The sequence below is a fragment of the Streptomyces sp. NPDC047981 genome, from assembly GCF_040653315.1.
Taxonomy (GTDB): Bacteria; Actinomycetota; Actinomycetes; order Streptomycetales; family Streptomycetaceae; genus Streptomyces.
In genome coordinates, this window is the sequence record NZ_JBEZNQ010000090.1 from 1 (window position 1) to 17593 (window position 17593).

15 protein-coding genes and 1 pseudogene are annotated in these 17593 nt (G+C 72.9%); 6 read left to right on the top strand and 10 right to left on the bottom strand.

Going from position 1 to position 17593, the window contains the following annotated elements:
• Positions 1-404, bottom strand: a pseudogene (locus tag AB0E14_RS33890) (hypothetical protein); the annotation flags it as partial.
• 123 nt (positions 405-527) lie between these two features.
• Here AB0E14_RS33890 and AB0E14_RS33895 point away from each other — a divergent pair.
• Positions 528-1730, top strand: a complete 1203-nt coding sequence (locus AB0E14_RS33895) for an amino acid deaminase/aldolase (RefSeq protein ID WP_362427257.1) — start codon at positions 528-530, stop codon at positions 1728-1730.
• Between the two features lie 33 nt (positions 1731-1763).
• On the opposite strand, the gene AB0E14_RS33900 is transcribed toward AB0E14_RS33895, so the two are convergent.
• From AB0E14_RS33900 to AB0E14_RS33915, 4 genes are read right to left on the bottom strand one after another with little or no spacing between them, the layout of a single operon-like run.
• Positions 1764-2687, bottom strand: coding sequence for a DUF2510 domain-containing protein (locus tag AB0E14_RS33900; RefSeq protein ID WP_362427260.1), 924 nt, complete (start codon positions 2685-2687; stop codon positions 1764-1766).
• Positions 2688-2717: 30 nt separating this feature from the next.
• Complete coding sequence (locus AB0E14_RS33905) at positions 2718-3503, bottom strand: 3-oxoacyl-ACP reductase (RefSeq protein WP_362427263.1); 786 nt, start codon at positions 3501-3503, stop codon at positions 2718-2720.
• Between the two features lie 5 nt (positions 3504-3508).
• Entirely contained in the window at positions 3509-4882 is a 1374-nt protein-coding gene (locus tag AB0E14_RS33910) for an aldehyde dehydrogenase family protein (RefSeq protein WP_362427266.1), read from the bottom strand.
• An 8-nt stretch (positions 4883-4890) separates the two neighbouring features.
• On the bottom strand, positions 4891-6255 hold the full coding sequence (locus AB0E14_RS33915; RefSeq protein WP_362427269.1) for a glutamine synthetase family protein: 1365 nt from the start codon (positions 6253-6255) through the stop codon (positions 4891-4893).
• Positions 6256-6408: 153 nt separating this feature from the next.
• Between AB0E14_RS33915 and AB0E14_RS33920 the strand changes: the two genes are divergently transcribed.
• From AB0E14_RS33920 to AB0E14_RS33930, 3 genes are all read left to right on the top strand, one after another.
• Entirely contained in the window at positions 6409-7107 is a 699-nt protein-coding gene (locus tag AB0E14_RS33920; RefSeq protein ID WP_362427322.1) for an FCD domain-containing protein, read from the top strand.
• A 256-nt stretch (positions 7108-7363) separates the two neighbouring features.
• Positions 7364-8830, top strand: coding sequence for an ethanolamine permease (gene eat / locus AB0E14_RS33925; protein ID WP_362427272.1), 1467 nt, complete (start codon positions 7364-7366; stop codon positions 8828-8830).
• Positions 8831-8858: 28 nt separating this feature from the next.
• The gene (locus AB0E14_RS33930; protein WP_362427275.1) at positions 8859-9536 is read left to right on the top strand and encodes a gamma-glutamyl-gamma-aminobutyrate hydrolase family protein; all 678 of its coding nucleotides are present in this window, start codon (positions 8859-8861) and stop codon (positions 9534-9536) included.
• A 372-nt stretch (positions 9537-9908) separates the two neighbouring features.
• Here the strand turns inward: AB0E14_RS33930 and AB0E14_RS33935 are convergent, their stop codons facing one another.
• Entirely contained in the window at positions 9909-10844 is a 936-nt protein-coding gene (locus tag AB0E14_RS33935) for a LysR family transcriptional regulator (RefSeq protein ID WP_362427278.1), read from the bottom strand.
• A 70-nt stretch (positions 10845-10914) separates the two neighbouring features.
• Between AB0E14_RS33935 and AB0E14_RS33940 the strand changes: the two genes are divergently transcribed.
• Positions 10915-12072: a TDT family transporter gene (locus tag AB0E14_RS33940; RefSeq protein ID WP_362427281.1), complete on the top strand. Its 1158-nt coding sequence runs from the start codon at positions 10915-10917 to the stop codon at positions 12070-12072.
• Here the strand turns inward: AB0E14_RS33940 and AB0E14_RS33945 are convergent.
• The 4 genes from AB0E14_RS33945 to AB0E14_RS33960 all read right to left on the bottom strand — a co-directional run bounded on the left by AB0E14_RS33945 (position 11999) and on the right by AB0E14_RS33960 (position 16361).
• A complete protein-coding gene (locus tag AB0E14_RS33945) occupies positions 11999-12748 on the bottom strand; it encodes a helical backbone metal receptor (RefSeq protein ID WP_362427284.1) in 750 nt (249 codons plus the stop codon). The two genes, AB0E14_RS33940 and AB0E14_RS33945, sit on opposite strands and share 74 nt — an antisense overlap.
• Entirely contained in the window at positions 12745-13296 is a 552-nt protein-coding gene (locus AB0E14_RS33950; protein WP_362427287.1) for an XRE family transcriptional regulator, read from the bottom strand. Before AB0E14_RS33950 ends, AB0E14_RS33945 begins: the two co-directional genes overlap by 4 nt.
• A gap of 181 nt (positions 13297-13477) precedes the next feature.
• A complete protein-coding gene (locus tag AB0E14_RS33955) occupies positions 13478-15283 on the bottom strand; it encodes an ABC transporter permease/substrate binding protein (RefSeq protein ID WP_362427290.1) in 1806 nt (601 codons plus the stop codon).
• Positions 15276-16361, bottom strand: coding sequence for a glycine betaine/L-proline ABC transporter ATP-binding protein (locus AB0E14_RS33960; RefSeq protein ID WP_362427293.1), 1086 nt, complete (start codon positions 16359-16361; stop codon positions 15276-15278). Before AB0E14_RS33960 ends, AB0E14_RS33955 begins: the two co-directional genes overlap by 8 nt.
• Positions 16362-16670: 309 nt before the next feature.
• On the opposite strand from AB0E14_RS33960, the gene AB0E14_RS33965 reads away from it, so the two are divergent.
• Complete coding sequence (locus AB0E14_RS33965) at positions 16671-17585, top strand: 5'-3' exonuclease (RefSeq protein WP_362427325.1); 915 nt, start codon at positions 16671-16673, stop codon at positions 17583-17585.
• The last annotated feature ends 8 nt before the right edge of the window (positions 17586-17593 follow it).

The following is a 17593-nucleotide window of genomic DNA, read 5'->3' on the forward strand; positions in this document are numbered from 1 at the left end:
GCGGTGGCTTCGCGTATCGGGCGCAGGCGCGTGGTGGTCTCGACGGCCGGCACGTCGCTGGGGATGCGCGGGGCGGTCGTGGGGCGTGGCGGGACGCCGGGTGCAGGGGCGACGACGGGGTCGGGACCGCGGTGTGGAGCGCTCGCCGGACGGGGCGGTACGACGCGCGGAGCGCTGCCCGCGTCGGGAGCGGCGTGCGGGGCGGTCGCCGGGCGCGTGGGCGGGGTCGACGCCGGGGCCGCGGGCGGACGGGTGTCCGTCGGGGGCCGCGTCGGCCTCGGGGGGACGGCCGGTCGGCTCGCGACAGCGGGGGCGTTCTCCCCGGCCCGGCCGGTCGGTTCCTCGGGCGGCAGCAGGGCGTCGGTGATGCGCGAGGAGGCAGGGCGGTGCGCGTCCGTGCTCATGCCCGCCCCCTGGTCGTTCCTCGTCGTGCCGCCCTCGCAATGCCCGCCACTCTACGGGCTGTTCCCCCCACCACGGGAACTCAGGGGCTACCCACCCGTAAACCCGTCTGGCAAGCTCGGGCCATGACTCCCCGCGCCGCCGACCGGGCCCGGTACGACCGGGCCACCGCCCATCTCGACGCGCCCGTCGCCATCGTCGACCTGGAGGCCTTCGACGCCAACGCCGACGACCTCGTCCGGCGGGCCGGGGGCAAGCCGATCCGGGTGGCGAGCAAGTCGGTGCGGTGCCGGGCGCTCCTGGAGCGGGTGCTGGCGCGCGAGGGCTTCGCGGGGATCATGTCGTTCACGCTCGAGGAGTCGCTCTGGCTGGCCCGTGCCGGGTTCGAGGACGTGCTCCTGGCCTATCCGTCCGCCGACCGCGCCGCGTTCGGCGAGCTGGCGAACGACGCGAAGCTCGCCGCGGCGGTGACCGTGATGGTGGACGATCCGGCGCAGCTGGAGCTGATCGACGCGGCCCGCGCGGGCGGTGCCGAGGAGGTCCGGGTCTGCCTGGAGCTGGACACGTCGCTGCGGATGCTCGGCGGCAAGGTGCGGATAGGCGCGCTGCGCTCCCCGCTGCGCGAGCCCGCCCAGCTCGCCGAGCTGGCCCGCTCGATCGCCCGCCGCCCCGGGTTCCGGCTGGTCGGGATCATGGCGTACGAGGGGCATGTCGCCGGGGTCGGGGACGCGGTGGCGGGGCGGCCGCTGCGGTCGCGGGCGGTCCGGCTGATGCAGGCGGCGGCCCGCCGGGAGCTGGCGGCCCGGCGCGCGGCCGTGGTCCGTGCGGTGCGGGCGGTGGCACCGGACCTGGAGTTCGTCAACGGTGGCGGTACGGGCAGTGTGCAGCACACGGCGGCCGAGGAGGCGGTGACCGAGATCGCCGCCGGTTCGGGCCTCTACGTGCCACGGCTCTTCGACAACTACACGTCCTTCACCGGCCGTCCGGCAGCTCTCTTCGCCCAGCCCGTCGTGCGCCGCCCCGGCGTCGGCGTGGTGACCGTGCTCGGCGGCGGCTACCCGGCCTCGGGCGCCGCGGGCGTGGACCGGCTGCCCGTCCCGTACCTGCCGGAGGGGCTGCGCTACGACCCGCAGGAGGGCCCCGGCGAGGTGCAGACCCCGCTGCTCGGCTCGGCGGCGGACGATCTCCTCATCGGGGACAAGGTGTGGTTCCGGCACGCGAAGGCCGGGGAGCTGTGCGAGCGGTTCGACAGCCTCCGGCTGATCGAGGGCGACCGGGTCACGGCCACGGTCCCGACGTACCGGGGCGAGGGCCGCACGTTCCTCTAGTCTCCGCCCGACAGCCTCCGCCCGACCCGACCGTCAGCTCCCCGGGGTGATCGAGCTGCCGACTCCCCCGTTGGTGTCGCTGCCGATCGGGCGGATGCCGCGCGCGATCTCGTCCATGACCGCGAGGGAGGGTCCTTCCGGGCCCGCGTCGAAGACGAAGCGGACGACGACCGGGGACTCGCTGCCCGCCGGGGACGGGAAGGCGAGGGACTGGACGTACCCGCCGGGGCCCTTGTCTGTGGTGACCTGCCAGCGGACCAGGTAGCCGGTGCGTCCTGCGACGGCGGTGGGGCGGGCGGCGATCACCTTGTGGGAGATCATCCTGCCGTAGGGGAGGCTGCCGAGGATGTCCTCCTCGTAGGTCTCCTTGGCCGCGGCGGCGACGTCCTCCTTGGCGATGGCCTCGGGGGTCGCGGCGTCGGTGCGCGAGACCGCGTGCGAGGAGACCGTGCCGTGGCGGCACTCCTTGGAGCCGCTGGGGCACGGGTAGGTGCCGACGGTCGTGACGGTCGGCGCCGGTCCCGAGTAGTACTCCGGCTTCTCCCAGCCCTGGAGGACGGGCAGCGTGATGCCGTTGAGCTGGTCGTCGACCCGTGTGGGCTTCTCGTCCTCTTCGCCGACGGGTTCTTCGCTCGCCGAGGAGGTGGGGGCGGTGGGGGTGTCCGTGACCGCCGTCGGGCCGGCCGACGGCGGGTTCTCCTCGTCGTCGCCGCCGAGCACGAGGACCCCCGCGACGACCGCCGCGACCACGGCCACCGCGACGGCGGCCAGGAGGGCCGCCCGGTTCCGGCCGTTGCGTACGGGCGGAACCGGTACCGGGGCCGTCGCCGGGGCGAAGACGGTGGCCGGGGTCTGCGCCTGGCGGGTGTGCGCGGTCCAGTTCGTGCCGTCCCACCAGCGTTCGACGCCGGGCACGGAGGAGTCCGGGTACCAGCCGGGAGGGGTCGTCATGCTCATCCCACCAGACTAGGACCCGGACCTCGGCCGCTACAGCGGGGTCACGTACGCGCCCGAAATGCCGCCGTCCACGAGGAAGTCGGTGGCGTTGACGAAGGACGAGTCGTCGCTGGCGAGGAAGGCCACGGCGGCGGCGATCTCCTCGGCCTCGGCGAACCGGCCGACGGGGATGTGCACGAGCCGGCGCGCGGCGCGCTCCGGGTCCTTGGCGAACAGCTCCTGCAGCAGCGGGGTGTTGACCGGCCCGGGGCAGAGCGCGTTGACGCGGATGCCCTCGCGGGCGAACTGGACGCCCAGCTCACGGGACATGGCCAGCACGCCGCCCTTGGAGGCGGTGTACGAGATCTGGCTGGTGGCCGCGCCCATGATGGCGACGAACGAGGCGGTGTTGATGATGGAGCCCCGGCCCTGGCGCCGCATGTAGGGCAGGGCGGCCTTGCAGCACAGGTACACCGAGGTGAGGTTGACGTCCTGGACGCGCTTCCAGGCCTCCAGGCCGGTCTCCAGGATCGAGTCGTCGTCGGGCGGCGAGATGCCCGCGTTGTTGAAGGCAATGTCGACGGAGCCGTAGGTGTCGAAGGCGGTCCTGAACAGCGCCTCGACCTCCTCGGGGTCGGTGACGTCGACGCGGACGAAGGTGCCGCCGACCTCCTCGGCCGCCGCCTTGCCGGCGGTCTCGTCGATGTCGCCGCAGACGACGTTGGCGCCCTCGGAGGCGAGGCGGCGGGCGGTGGCCAGGCCGATGCCGCTGCCGGCGCCGGTGATGACGGCGGTGCGGCCGACCAGACGGCGGCAGACGATCTCTTCGGTGCTCATGCGGTTCAGGCCTCCGTGGCTTCCGTGCTGATGAAGACGTTCTTGGTCTCGGTGAAGGCGGTCAGTGCGTCGGGGCCCAGTTCCCGGCCGAGGCCGGACTGCCGGTAGCCGCCGAAGGGGGTCCAGTACCGGACGCTGGAGTGGGAGTTGACGGAGAGGTTGCCGGCCCTGACGGCGCGCGAGACGCGCAGGGCGCGGCCGACGTCCCGGGTCCAGATCGAGCCGGACAGGCCGTACTCGGTGGCGTTGGCGAGCCGTACGGCGTCCGCCTCGTCCTCGAAGGGCAGGACGACGGCGACCGGTCCGAAGACCTCTTCCACGGCGCAGGGCGCGTCCTCGGCGATGTCGGTGAGGACGGTCGGCGGGAACCAGAAACCGGGGCCCTCGGGGGCCTTGCCGCGGATGCCGGGGAGGGTGTCGGGGACGTAGGCCCGTACGCGTTCCAGCTGGGCGCGGGAGATCAGCGGGCCCATCTGGGTCTTCTCGTCGGCCGGGTCGCCGACGAGGATCTCCTCGATCGCCGGGGTGAGCAGCTCCAGGAAGCGGTCGTACACGGAGCGCTGGACGAGGATGCGGGTGCGGGCGCAGCAGTCCTGGCCGCTGTTGTCGAGGAAGGACATCGGCGCCGCGGCTGCCGCCGCCTCGACGTCCGCGTCGGCGAAGACGATGTTCGGGCTCTTGCCTCCGAGTTCGAGGGTCACCCGCTTCACCTGGTCGGCGCAGGTGGCCATGATGCTCTTGCCGACCCGGGTGGAGCCGGTGAAGACGATCTTGGCGACGCCGGGGTGGGTGACGAGCGCGTCGCCCGCGACGGCCCCCTCGCCCGGCAGGACCTGGAAGAGGTGCTCGGGGAGCCCGGCCTCCAGGGCGAGTTCGGCGAGGCGGAGCGCGGTGAGCGGGGTGGTCTCGGCGGGCTTGAGGATCACCGCGTTGCCGGCGGCGAGGGCGGGGGCGGTGGCCCAGGCGGCGATCGGCATGGGGAAGTTCCAGGGCGCGATCACGCCGACGACGCCGAGGGGTTCGAGGATCGTGACGTCGAGGCCGCCGGAGACCGGGATCTGGCGGCCGTTCAGCCGCTCCACTCCCCCGGCGGCGTAGTCGAGCAGGTCGCGGACGTTGCCCGCCTCCCAGCGGGCGTTGCCGAGGGTGTGACCTGCCTCGCGGACCTCGAGGAGGGCGAGTTCCTCGGTGTGGGCGTCGACGACGGCGGCGAACCGGCGCAGCAGCCGGGCTCGGTCGGCGGGGGCGGCGGCGGCCCAGCCGCGCTGGGCGGCGGTGGCCCGTGCGACGGCGGCGTCGACGTCCTGCCTGGTGGCGGCGGGGACGGTGGCGACGACCTCCTCGGTCGCCGGATTGAGTACCTGGAGTTCCTGAAGCAACTCGTTCCTCACATGCGTTCGAAGGAGCGGCGCAGCTCCCAGTCGGTCACCGCGGCGTCGTACGCGTCCAGTTCGACGCGGGCCATGTTGCGGTAGTGCGCGACGACCTCGTCGCCGAAGGCGGCCTTGGCGATGGGGCTGGTCTCCCAGAGCTCGGCGGCCTCGCGCAGGGTGGTGGGGACGTGGGCGTAGTCGGCGGTGTAGGCGTTGCCGTCGCAGGCTTCGGGGAGTTCGAGCCGCTGCTCGATGCCGTACAGTCCGGCGGCGATCAGGCCGGCGACGGCGAGGTGCGGGTTGACGTCTCCGCCGGGGAGCCGGTTCTCGAAGCGGGTCGAACGGCCGTGGCCGACGACGCGCAGGGAACAGGTGCGGTTGTCGACGCCCCAGGCGACGGCGGTGGGGGCGAAGGAGCCGGGCTGGAACCGCTTGTAGGAGTTGATGTTGGGGGCGTAGAGGAGGGAGAAGTCGCGCAGGGCGGCGAGCTGTCCGGCGAGGAAGTGCCGCATGACCTCCGACATCCCGGCGGGCCCGTCGCCGGCCATGACGTTGGTGCCGTCGGCGTCCTGGAGGGAGAGGTGGATGTGGCAGGAGTTGCCCTCGCGCTCGTTGTACTTCGCCATGAAGGTGAGCGAGACGCCTTCCTGGGCGGCGATCTCCTTGGCGCCGGTCTTGTAGACGGCGTGCTGGTCGCAGGTGACGAGGGCCTCGTCGTACTTGAAGGCGATCTCGTGCTGGCCGGGGTTGCACTCGCCCTTGGCGGACTCGACGGTCAGTCCCGCGCCCGCCATCTCGTTGCGGATCCGCCGCAGGAGGGGCTCGACACGGCCGGTGCCGAGGATCGAGTAGTCGACGTTGTACTGGTTGACCGGGGTCAGGCCGCGGTAGTTCGCGTCCCAGGCCTGCTCGTAGGTGTCCTTGAAGACGATGAACTCCAGCTCCGTGCCGACGTGCGCGGTGTAGCCGTGCTCGGCGAGCCGCTCGAGCTGGCGGCGGAGGATCTGGCGGGGTGCGGCGACGACGGGCGAGCCGTCGCTCCAGGCGAGGTCGGCGACGAGCATGGCCGTGCCCGCGTTCCAGGGCACGCGGCGCAGCGTGTCGAGGTCGGGGCGCATGGCGAAGTCGCCGTAGCCGCGGTCCCAGGAGGACATCGCGTATCCGTCGACCGTGTTCATCTCGGTGTCGACGGCCAGGAGATAGTTACAGCCCTCGGTTCCGTGGTCGAGGACCTCGTCGAGGAAGAACGGTGCGGCGAACCGCTTGCCCTGGAGCCGTCCCTGCATGTCGGGGAAGGCCAGGACGACCGTGTCGATCTCACCGCTCGCGACGAGGGCGCGGAGCTCCTCGACGGAGAGCGGGGCTTTGCGGTCTGCCACGGGATTACTCCTCCTTCGGTCAGCCGGAAGCCATAAGGTATTGCCGAAGACCATTGCTTGGGAAGGGGAAACGGGAACGTGTCCAGTACGAGTGAGTCCAGTACGAGCGATACGAGCGGTACGAGCGCATCCCCCGTCCCGCAGGCGGACCGGCTGACGCCCGTGCTGCGGCCGGTCCGGGCGGGCAACGGCTTCGAGGAGGCCCTGGAGCAGATCCTCCAGGTGGTGCGGCTCGGGCTCGTGCCCGGCGGCGAACGACTGCCCGCCGAGCGGGAGCTGGCCGACCGGATGGGGATCAGCCGGGTCACCCTGCGCGAGGTCCTGAAGGTGCTCCAGGAACAGGGCCTGGTCGAGAGCCGGCGCGGGCGGTACGGCGGAACGTTTGTGCTGCACCGGCCGCAGACGGCGGACGAGGACGAGCTGCGGCGCCGGATCGCGGCCGTCGACGTCGAGGACACGCTGCGGTTCCGGGAGGTCCTGGAGGTGGGCGCGGCGGGGCTGTGCGCGGCGCACGGGCTCGACGACGAGGGCGCGGAGCGGCTCCGCACCGCCCTGGCCGCCACGCACGACGCCCCGCTGGACGACTACCGGCGCCAGGACACCCTGCTCCACCTCACGCTGGCCGAACTCTCGGGCTCCCCGACACTGACGGCGCAGTACGCGGCCGTACGGGCCACGGTGAACGATCTCCTGGACTGCATCCCGCTGCTGGTACGGAACCTGGAGCACTCCCAGCACCAGCACACGGCCCTGGTGGAGGCCGTCCTGGACGGCGACGCCGACGCGGCCCGCGAGGTCATGCGCGAGCACTGCGGGGGCACGGCCGCGCTGCTGCGGGGGTTCCTGACCTGAGACGAGCGGGCGGGCTGCCTGGTGGGCGGGCGGCCGGCGGCCTGGCTGGTGGGCGGCGACAGACTGGCGAGCAGCCGGGCGGGCGGGCGCGGCCTGGCGGGCGACCGGCGGCGGGGCGCGCGGCGGCCTCGCGGCCGGGCGGACGGCCGGGGCGCTCACGTAACCCGAAAGTAACGCACGGGGGTTGCGTTCCGGCCGGGGCGGCGCAAAGGTATGGCTCCATTCCATTGGGCCCGACGCGGGAGCTGACGCTGCCATGACGCTCGAAGACACCTCCGGGGAAAAGACGGCACCAGGAGACAGGACGGCACCGGACGACTACCTCGAACGCCGGGCCCTGCGCCGGGGCAGCGCCGGCTGGCTGCTGCTCACCGGACTCGGCGTCGCCTACGTCGTCTCCGGCGACTTCTCCGGCTGGAACATCGGCCTCTCCAAGGGCGGCTTCGGCGGCCTGGCCATCGCGACCGTCCTGATGGGCGCGATGTACGCCTGTCTCGTCTTCGCCCTCGCCGAACTCTCCGCCATCCTGCCGACCGCAGGCGGCGGCTACGGCTTCGCGCGCCGGGCGCTCGGCACCTGGGGCGGTTTCCTCACCGGCACCGCGATCCTCATCGAGTACATCCTCGCGCCCGCCGCGATCTCCATCTTCATCGGCGACTACGTCGAGTCCCTCGGACTCTTCGGCCTGGAGTCCGGCTGGCCGGTCTACCTCGCGTGCTTCGCCCTCTTCATCGGCATCCACCTCTGGGGCGTGGGCGAGGCACTCCGCTTCAGCCTGATCGTGACGGCGATCGCGGTCGCGGCGCTGGTCATCTTCGCGCTCGGCGCGCTGAGCGACTTCCACGTCGACGGTCTGAACGACATCCCGGCCGACGCGGACGCGTTCGGCGCCAACTCCTGGCTGCCGTACGGGCTCCTGGGCATCTGGGCGGCGTTCCCGTTCGGCATGTGGTTCTTCCTCGGCGTCGAGGGCGTGCCGCTCGCGGCGGAGGAGGCCAAGGACCCGGTCCGCTCGATGCCGAGGGCGCTCGCCCTGTCCATGGGCATCCTGGTGCTGCTCGCCGTGATCACCTTCGTCGCCGCGACGGGCGCGCGCGGCTCGGCCGCGATCCAAGAGGCGGGCAACCCGCTGGTCGTGGCGCTGCAGGGGGACGGAGAGCCGACGGCGCTCAGCCGCTTCGTCAACTACGCGGGGCTCGCGGGCCTCGTGGCCTCGTTCTTCTCTCTCATCTACGCCGGTTCGCGCCAGCTCTTCGCCCTGTCCCGGGCCGGCTACCTGCCGCGCTTCCTCTCCCTCACGAGCCGTCGGAAGTCCCCGTACCTGGGACTGCTGATCCCCGGCGGGATCGGCTTCGCGCTCGCGGCGGGCACCGGGGACGGTGCGCGGATGCTGAACATCGCGGTCTTCGGCGCGACCATCTCGTACGCCCTGATGGCGCTCTCCCACATCGTGCTGCGCCGCCGCGAGCCCGACCTGCCGCGCCCGTACCGCACCCCCGGCGGCGTCGTGACCTCGTCGGTGGCGTTCGTGCTCGCCCTGTCCGCACTGGTGGCGACGTTCCTGGTGGACAAGGACGCGGCGTTCATCGCGCTGGGGGTGTACGTGATCGCACTGGCCTACTTCGCGTTCTACAGTCGGCACCACCTGGTCGCCAAGGCGCCGGAGGAGGAGTTCGCGGCGCTTGCGGCGGCCGAGGCCGAACTCGACCGCGACCGCGACTGACCCGCCCGTCTTCGATCTGGAGGAATCCGTGCCCAAGCCGCTCATCGGCGTGACGACCTATCTGGACCAGGCCCGTTGGGGGGTGTGGGACATGCCGGCGGCGCTGCTGCCCGCGCAGTACCCACGCCTGGTGCAGGCGAGCGGCGGTCTCGCGACGATGCTCCCGCCGGACGAGCCGTCCGCCGCCGCGTCGGTGGTGGCGCGGCTCGACGGCCTGGTGATGGCGGGCGGTGCGGATGTGGAGCCGGTACGGTACGGGGCCGAGCCCGACCCCCGTACCGGCCCGCCGGCCCGGGCCAGGGACAGCTGGGAACTGGCCCTGATCGAGGCGGCGCTCGCCTCCGGGACGCCGGTGCTCGGCATCTGCCGGGGCATGCAGCTCCTGAACGTGGCCCTCGGCGGCACGCTGGTGCAGCACCTGGACGGCCATGTGGAGTCGGTCGGCGTGATCGGCCGCCACGCGGTGAAGCCGGTCCCGGGCACGCGCTACGCGTCCCTGGTCCCGGAACTGGCCTCGGTGCCGACCTACCACCACCAGGCGGTGGACCGCCTCGGCCGTGACCTGATCCCGTCGGCGTACGCGGAGGACGGCACGATCGAGGCGATCGAACTCCCCTCCCCGACCTGGGCCCTGGGCGTCCAGTGGCACCCGGAGATGGGCGAGGACCTGAGGGTGATGCAGGCCTTGACCACGGCGGCAAGCTGAGGAGCGCGGAGGTCGGGGGCCTCAGGGGCGCGAGGGCGCAGGGGGGGTGGCCCGCAGGGGCCTCAGGGGCGCGGGGCGGTCAGCCTCAGGCTCCTCCGGGGCGCAGGGGCGGTGGGAGTCATGGACCTCAGGGGCGCGGGGAACTGCGCGACCAGCCACAACGGCCCCGCAGACACCCACCGGCGCAAGCACCCCCGGACCTCAGGGGCGCGGGGAACCGCGCGAAAGCCCACGACGGCGCCGCACCCGCCCACCGGGCGAACCCCACCCCACCGGGCAACCCGCCCACCGGGCGAACCCCACCCCACCGGGCAACCCACCCACCGGGCGAACCCCACCCGCGAGGCACCCCCCGCCCCCACCGCACCGCCCTCACCCCGCCGGCGCCGCCCGAGTCAAGGACAGCAGGTCCCGCGCAGGCCCCGTCGGCCGATGCCCCACAGGCCACACCGCACGAAGGTCCCGCCGCAGCAGCACCCCGTCGACCGGGATCTCCACAAGGCGTCGCGAGGCCAGCTCCTCCGTGATCGCGAGTTCGCTCAGCACGGCCGGCCCCGCACCGCTCACCGCCGCCGCCTTCACAGCCGTGGTGGAGGCGAGTTCGAGCAGCGGCTGCGCGAGCCCTCCGTGCGCGGAGAGAGCCGAGTCGAGGACCTGCCGGGTCCCCGACCCCCGCTCCCGCAGGATCAGGGGGGTCGCCGCCAGCTCCCCCGGTTCCAGCGCCCTGCGCCGCCGCGCCCACGCGTGCGAGGGCGCGGCGACCACGACCAGCCGGTCCCGGGCGACGACCGCCCCGTCCAGGCCGTCCGGCACGGCGAGCCCCTCCACGAACCCCAGGTCCGCCTCGTCGCCGAGGAGCCGCTCCGCGACCGCCGCCGAGTTCCCCGCCATCAGCGACACCGCCGTGTCCGGCCGCTCCGCGCGCAGCGCGATGAGCCACCCGGGCAGCAGGTACTCCGCGATCGTCATCGACGCCGCCACCCGCAGCCGCGAGTCCCGCCGCCCCCGCAGCGCCTGCGCCCCCGCGTCGAAGGCCTCGGCCGCCTCGACGATCCGCCGCGCCCAGTCCGTGACGAGCGCCCCCGCGTCCGTGAGCCGCGATCCGCGCGGCGAGCGGTCGACCAGGGCCACCCCGAGCTGCCGCTCCATCGAGCGGATCCGGCTGCTCGCCGCGGGCTGGGTGATCCCCACCTCGCGGGCCGCCCGCCCCAGACTCCCGTGCCGGGCGACGGCGAGCAGAAGTTCGAGCGCGCCGAGGTCGGGGACCCGGTGGGACAGCGGTGGGCTCTCGGCAGGGTCGTTGCTCATAAAGTCAGCTTATGACGTCATAGCGCCAAGATCCCTGGTCGGGCCCGCCCCGCGGAACGAGGGTGGAGCCATGGCAACCCTCGCTCCTTCCCGTCCGGCCCCCCTCGCCACCACCCCCGGCGTACGGGCGGCCGCGGTCCGTCACCTCGGCCCCAACTGGTACGCCTCGGTGATGGGCACCGCCATCGTCGCCAACGCGGGAGCCACGCTCCCCGTGGACGTCCCCGGTCTGCGCACCGCCTGCGCCGCCGTCTGGGCGCTCTCCCTCGCGATGCTCCTCACCCTCGTCACCGCCCGCGCCCTGCACTGGATCCACCACCGCGACCGCGCCCGCGAGCACCTCCTCGACCCGGCCGTGGCGCCGTTCTACGGCTGTCTGTCGATGGCCCTGCTCGCCGTCGGCGCCGGCGCGCTGATCGTCGGCCAGGACTGGATCGGCCCGACCGCGGCCGTCGCCCTCGACACCGTCCTGTTCACCGCCGGTACGGTGATCGGCCTGGCCGCCGCCGTGACGATCCCGTACCTGATGGTCGTCCACCACCGGATCGAGGGCGCCTCGCCCGTCTGGCTGCTGCCCGTCGTCGCGCCCATGGTCTCCGCGGCCGTCGGCCCGCTGCTCCTGCCCCACCTGCCCGCCGGACAGCCCCAGCAGACCCTGCTGATCGCCTGCTACGCCCTGTTCGGCGTCAGCCTGCTCGCGACCCTGGTCATGCTGCCCCTGGTCTTCGGCCGGCTGGTCACCGGCGGGCCGCTGCCGCTCGCGCTCACCCCGACGCTCTTCCTGGTCCTCGGCCCTCTCGGCCAGTCGACGACCGCCGCGAACAAGTTCGCCGACTACGCCCCCGGCGTGCTTCCCGACCCGTACGCGCACGGCTTCGGCGCCTTCGCCGTCCTCTACGGCGTGCCCGTCATGGGTTTCGCCCTGCTGTGGCTGGCGCTGGCCGGGGCGATGGTGCTGCGGGCCCGCAGGCACGGCATGGGCTTCGCGATGACCTGGTGGGCCTTCACCTTCCCCGTCGGCACCTGTGTGACGGGCGCGGAGGGCCTCGCCCACCACACCGGTCTCGCCGTCTACGACGGCCTCGCGATCGTGCTGTACGTCTTCCTCGTCGCGGCCTGGCTGGTGGCCGGATTCCACACCCTGCGCGGGCTGTTCAGCGGTGCGCTGCTCGCAGGGCCCGGGCGAGGACCCGTGGCGCCTCGGCCAGTGACGGCCCGTACCAGGTGAGATGGCGGCCGCTGACGAGCGCGGCGGCGGTCCCGGGGAACGCCTCGGGGCCGTCGTCGCGCGTGAAGCGGTACGGCTCGTCGGGCAGGACGACCAGGTCGGCGCCGGCCGCCCGCAGCTCGTCGAGCGGGACGCGCGGGTAGCGCTCGGCGTGGTCGGCGTACAGGTGGCGGACACCGAGCCGGGCCAGCAGGTCGCCCGCGAAGGTGTCGCGGCCGAGGACCATCCAGGGGCGGCGCCAGATCGGCACGACGGCGGTGCGCGCACCGCCGTCCGGCTCCTCCACCGCCGCCCACGCCTCCTCCGCCCCGTCCAGCCAGCGCGGCCGGTCCGGTACCCCGCAGGCACGCAGTACGCGGTCCAGCTCCTGGAACGCCTGGGCGAGCGTGCGCACCTCGGTGACCAGGACCTCGACCCCCGCGGCGCGCAGGGCGTCCAGGTCCGGGGCGCGGTTCTCCTCCTCGTTGGCGATCACGAGGTCGGGGCGGAGCCCCGTGATCGCGGCGACGTCGGGGTTCTTGGTGCCCCCGATCCGTACGACGTCGAGGTCGGCGGGGTGGCTGCACCAGTCGGTGGCGCCGACGAGCAGCCCAGGGGCGGTGACGGCGACCGCCTCGGTCAGCGAGGGGACGAGGGAGACGACCCGCCGCACGTCCCGCCTCACCACGCGCCTCACGTGTCGTCGGCCTCGATGTGCTCGGCGACGGCCACCACGAGGAGGCGGGTGCCGGGCTCGGTGGCGCGCCACCGGTGCCGTACGCCGCCGGAGAGGTAGAGCGTGTCGCCGCGCTCCAGGCGGTACGCCCGGCCCTCGGCCTCGACCTCGGCGGCGCCGTCGGCGACGAACAGCAACTCGTCGTTGCGGTGCTGGAATTCCCGGCCCGCGTCCCGCTCGCCGGTGAACTCCAGCGCGTGCAGCTGCTGGCGGCCGCGGACCAGGGACCGTACGCCCTCGGGCATCGCGTGCGCATGCTCCTCGGCCCGGACGACGTCGACCGTGCGGGCGGCCTCCGCGGCGGCGAGGAGTTCGCCGGCGGAGGTCTCCAGGGCGCCGGCGACGAGTTCGAGGGAGCGCTTGCTGGGGCGAGCCCGCTCGTTCTCGATCTGGCTGAGGAAGGGCACGGACAGACCGCTGCGCGAGGCGACGACGGCCAGGGTGAGCTTGAGGGCCCTGCGGCGCTTCTTGACGGCCGCGCCCACGCGCAGCGATTCCTTGTCGTCCATGTCGGCTCCCTCCCTCGTGCCTCGGTGCCTGCGTACTGGTCGGTTAACTGAACCTTACGCAGCTTTGGCGTGGGGTTTCGCGTCGTGGCGAAAAGGGGTGGTCGCCGAACACGTTCGGCGACCACCCCTTTTCGGACAGCAGTCAGGAATCAGACATCGGGCCTGCCGAGCCCCTCGCGCCCTACTGCGGGGCGAGCTTCTCCGCGAGGCCGGGGTTCTTCTCCAGCCAGCCGCGGACGGCCTCCTGCTCCTTGCCCTTGCCGGTCTCCTGGATGGCGGCCTCGAGATCCGTGAGCTGCTTCTCGGTCAGCTCGAAGTTCTTCAGCCAGGCGCCGATCTCGGGGTTCTCGGCCGAGAAGCCCTTGCGGGCGAGGGTGTGCACGCCGTCGCCGGTGCCCCAGGTGCCCTTGGGGTCCTTGAGCTTCTTCAGGTCGTACGTCGAGTAGGCCCAGTGCGGCGACCAGAGCGTCACGACGACCGGTTCCTTCTTGTCGTACGCGCGCTTCAGCTCGGCGAGCATGCCGGGCGTGGAGCCGTCGACGACCTTGTACTCGCCCTCCAGGCCGTACTCCTTGAGGACCTTGTCCTTGAGGATGCCCATCATTCCGGCGCTCGGCTCGATGCCGATGATGCGGCCCTTGAACTGCCCGCTCTTGCCCTTGAGGTCGTCGAGCGAGTCGATGTCCTTCATGTAGGACGGCACGGACAGCTCCAGGGAGGTGGGGCCGTACCAGGAGCCGAGGTCCTCCAGCTTGTTCTGGTACTTCTCCCAGTACTGGGCGTGGGTGACCGGGAGCCAGGAGTCGGTCTGGAAGTCGATCTGGCCACCGGCGAGACCGGTGTAGAGCGCGCCGGCCTCCAGCTGCGTGGCGTCGACCTCGTAGCCGCGCCGCTCCAGGAGTTCCTTCCAGAGGAAGGTGGAGGCGATGCCCTCGTCCCAGGGGATGTAGCCGAGGTTGATCTTCTTGCCGTGGCCGATGTCCTTGCCGCCTGCGGTCGTCGAGGACGTGCCGCCGCCGAGGAAGCCCATGCCGCCCGCGACGAGCGCCAGGATCACCACGCCGACGAGGGCGGTGACGGGCTGCGGGCGGTGGTTCCAGAGCTTCGCCCCGGCGCGTGCGGCGGTCGCGGCCCGCGCCTTGGCGAGCGCGCGGCGGCCGAGCGGAGAGACCTGGCGGCCGAGCGCGCCGGTCATCCGGTCGAGGTACATGGCGAGGATGACGATGGAGATGCCGGCCTCGAAGCCGAGGCCGATGTCGACGTTGCCGATGGCGCGGTAGACCGCGCCGCCGAGCCCGCCACCGCCGACCATGCCGGCGATGACGACCATGGAGAGGCCGAGCATGATGACCTGGTTGATACCGGCCATGATCGTCGGCAGGGCGAGCGGCAGCTGCACGCGCAGCAGCGTGTTGCGCGGGGTGGTACCGAACGCCTCGGCCGCCTCGACGAGTTCGCCGTCGACCTGGCGGATGCCGAGCTCGGTCATGCGCACGCCGGGCGGCAGGGCGAAGACGATGGTGGCGATGATGCCGGGGACCACGCCGACGCCGAAGAAGATGATGCCCGGGATCAGATAGACCATGGCGGGCATGGTCTGCATGAAGTCCAGGACCGGGCGCAGCACGGCGCTGACGGTGGTGGAACGGGCCGCCCAGATGCCGAGCGGGACCGCGATCACCAACGTCACGAGTGTCGCGACGAGCACCAGGGAGAGCGTCGCCATGGCGTCGTCCCACAGGTCGACGGAGTCGACGAGCGCGAAGCCCGCGAAGGCGAGCACACCGGCGGGCAGGCCGCGCAGCCACCAGGCGACGACGGCGAGGATGCCGGCGAAGAGCAGGGGCTCGGGCGCGGAGAGGACGGCGTCGATGCCGTCGTAGAGGCCGGTGACGACGGTGGTGATGGCGTCGAAGAGCCAGGAGAACTGGGCCTGGAGCCAGTCGACGGAGCTGTCGACCCACTGGCCGAGGGGGAGCCTAGGCATGCGAGGCCACCTCCTTCGTACCGGTGGTACCGGCGCTGCAGGCGACGGGCGGGCGCTGCTCGTCGCCGACGAAGCCGATCAGGCGGGACTGCGGTACGACGCCGAGGACGGTGCCGTCGGCGTCCTTGACGGCCACCGGGTGCGGGACGCGCGCGCTGACGGCGCACAGGTCGGCGACGAGGGTGTCGGGGCCGACGGTCTCGCAGTCGCAGGCGTCCGCCTTCCCGGGGGCGTCGGACTCGGTCATCACGGCGGCGGCCGTGAGCACGCGGGAGCGGTCGACGTCCTGGATGAAGGAGGCGACGTAGTCGTTGGCGGGGCGGACCAGGATGTCCTCGGCACTGCCGAGCTGGACGATCCGGCCGTCGCGCATGACCGCGATGCGGTCGCCGAGGCGCATGGCCTCGTTGAGGTCGTGGGTGATGAAGACGATGGTCTTCTTCAGGCGCTTCTGCAGTTCGAGGAGCTGGTCCTGCATGTCGCGGCGGATCAGCGGGTCGAGGGCGCTGAAGGACTCGTCCATGAGGAGCAGGTCGGCATCGGTGGCGAGCGCGCGGGCGAGGCCCACGCGCTGCTGCATGCCGCCGGAGAGTTCGTCGGGCCAGGACTTCTCCCAGCCGGCGAGGCCGCACAGCTCCAAGGCCTCGGCGGCCCGGGTCTCGCGCTCGGCGCGCGGGACGCCCTGGACCTCCAGGCCGTAGGCGGCGTTCTCGAGGACGCTGCGGTGCGGGAAGAGCGCGAAGTGCTGGAAGACCATGCTGATCTTCGTGGACCGCACGGTGCGCAGATCGCGGGGGCTCAGCGCGGTGAGGTCGTCGCCGTCGAACAGCACGCGGCCCGCGGTGGGCTCCAGCAGGCCGTTGAGCATGCGCAGGAGGGTGGACTTGCCCGATCCGGACAGACCCATGACGACGAAGATCTGGCCGGGCTCGACGGTGAAGGAGGCGTCGATCACCGCCGCCGTCGTGCCGTCGGCGCGGAGCTCGTCGCGCTCCGCGCCGTTCGCGAGCTTCTTGACGGCCTCGTCGGGTCGTCTGCCGAACACCTTGAACAGATGGTCGGCCTGGAGCCTGGACACATACACCTCACGCGTTGGAACGAGAACGGCCCTCCACCCCCGCAGCAGGGCCGTGGAGCGGGGCGGGTTCGGCCCGCGGCTCCCGTGGCGTACGGGGATCCGTTGCCGAATCCCCGTACCGGGTCCGCTCCGGGCCCGCGCCTGCCCGGGGGCTCCGGAGGCAAACCCGAAGGTGACGGGGGTCACGGAGGGACGCTGCCGCGGGGCACGGGCCGCGACAGCGTCGCGGGACGCGGGCCGGCGGGCGGAGCCGCGGTCGGGGCCGGTGTCAGTGGAGTGCGGCATGATCGAGGTGTGACGCGACGCCTGATGCTCCTCGACACCGCCTCCCTCTACTTCCGCGCGTACTTCGGCGTGCCGGACTCCGTCCGGGCCCCGGACGGCACGCCGGTCAACGCGGTGCGCGGTCTGCTGGACTTCATCACCCGGCTCGTCCAGGACCACCACCCGGACGACCTGGTGGCCTGCATGGACGCCGACTGGCGCCCGCAGTGGCGGGTGGATCTGATCCCGTCGTACAAGGCGCACCGGGTCGCCGTGGAGACGGAGACGGGCCCGGACGAGGAGGAGATCCCGGACACGCTCTCCCCGCAGGTGCCCGTGATCGAGGACGTCCTGGACGCGCTCGGCATCGCCCGGGTCGGGGTCGCCGGCTACGAGGCGGACGACGTGATCGGGACGCTGGCGGGGTGGGCGAAGGGCCCGGTGGACATCGTCACGGGCGACCGGGACCTCTTCCAGCTGGTCGACGACGAGCGCGCGGTGCGCGTGCTGTACCCGCGCAAGGGCGTCGGCGACTGCGACCTGGTCGACGACGAGCTGATCCGTACGAAGTACGGGGTGCGGGCCGATCAGTACGCCGACTTCGCGGCGCTGCGCGGCGACGCCAGTGACGGGCTGCCCGGGGTTAAGGGCATCGGCGAGAAGACGGCGGCGCAGCTGATCACGGAGTACGGCGATCTCGCGGGTGTACGGGCCGCCGCCGTGGACCGTACGTCGAAGCTGACCCCGGCCAAGCGGCGCGGGATCGTGGAGGCGGCGGAGTACCTGGACGTGGCGCCCACGGTCGTCCGCGTCGCCGGGGACGTGCCCCTGCCCGACTTCGACCCGGCGCTGCCGCGCGTGCCCAAGGACCCGGAGGCCCTGGCCGGCCTGGTGGAGCGCTGGGGTCTCGGCGGCGCGGTGGGCCGGCTGCTGCCGGTCCTGGAGCGCGAGCGGCCCTAGAGGGCGCC